1 protein-coding gene and 1 pseudogene are annotated in these 1,142 nt (G+C 56.7%); one reads left to right on the top strand and one right to left on the bottom strand.

All coding sequences use genetic code 11. From position 1 onward, the window contains the following. Window positions 1-687: pseudogene (locus PH551_RS32760) on the top strand (hypothetical protein); the annotation flags it as partial. 173 nt (window positions 688-860) lie between these two features. Here PH551_RS32760 and PH551_RS32765 read toward each other — a convergent pair. Beyond that, a partial coding sequence (locus PH551_RS32765) for a transposase (RefSeq protein ID WP_285195385.1) occupies window positions 861-1,142 on the bottom strand: 282 nt, incomplete at its 5' end.

The raw sequence follows: 1,142 nt of genomic DNA on the forward strand, positions 1-1,142 counted from the left end.
GTGAACGAAGGGACGGACACGGTCCAGACGGCGCTTGCCGGCTATACGCTCGGCAACAATGTCGAGAACCTGACCTATACCGGATCCGCCAACTTCAGCGGCGCCGGCAATGCGCTCGCCAACACGATCACCGGTGGCGCCGGCAATGACACGCTGAACGGCGGGGCCGATGCGGACACCTTAATCGGTGGTGCGGGCCACGACACCTATATCGTCGACAATGCCGGCGACATCGTCACCGAAGCTGCCGATGCCGGGACCGATACGGTTCGAACCAACCTGGCGATCTATACGCTTGGCAGCGATGTCGAGAACCTCACATTTATCGGAACGGGGCCGTTTGCCGGAACAGGCAATGCGCTGAACAATGTTATCGTCGGTGGTAGTGGTTCTAATACGCTGACCGGTGGCGCCGGCAACGATACTCTCACTGGTGGAGCAGCAGCCGACGTCTTCGTTTATTCGGCGAACTGGGGCCACGATACGATCACAAACTTCGTGGCAACCGGCTCCGCACATGACGCGATCTCGATCGATCACAACATTTTCGTCGATTGGGAATCGCTTTTTGCGGCAAGCGAGCAGTCCGGGAATGATACAATTATCATGGCCGATTCCGACAACACCATAACGTTAAGGAATGTCGCTCTTTCAAGCCTGCAGTCGTGGGACTTCTTATTTGCTTAATCCTTGCTCGGACATCGCGGCGCCTTGTTGGCGCGAGGGGAGAGGCGTGTAGTCGCTGAGAACAATGATGCGTGATCCTGAGTGGTGAAGAAGAGGATGCATTATATAACATATTCTTCACGTGAGCACTCTCTCGCCGCCTGCTATCGGCCGAGCACTAGAGCCTGCTGCTTTCATACGGAAGCATATCCTGAGTTTGTGAGGTAGTTTGCGCATTCTGCTGGCGAGAAGCAGTCGAGCATTTCACCAGCCTTGCGCCATGTCGCTTCGACTGTGCGAGGCTGTTCTCTCCTAATTAGGTGCTTGAGCTTGGCAAAGACTTGCTCGATGGGATTGAGGTCCGGGCTGTAAGGCGGCAGGAAGAAGAGGTGCGCGCCTGCGGCCCGGATGGCACGACGGACAGCTTGGCCCTTATGGCTGCCGAGATTGTCGAGGATGACGATGTCGCCCTTGGC

Source organism: Rhizobium atlanticum (assembly GCF_030182485.1).
Lineage (GTDB): Bacteria > Pseudomonadota > Alphaproteobacteria > Rhizobiales > Rhizobiaceae > Rhizobium.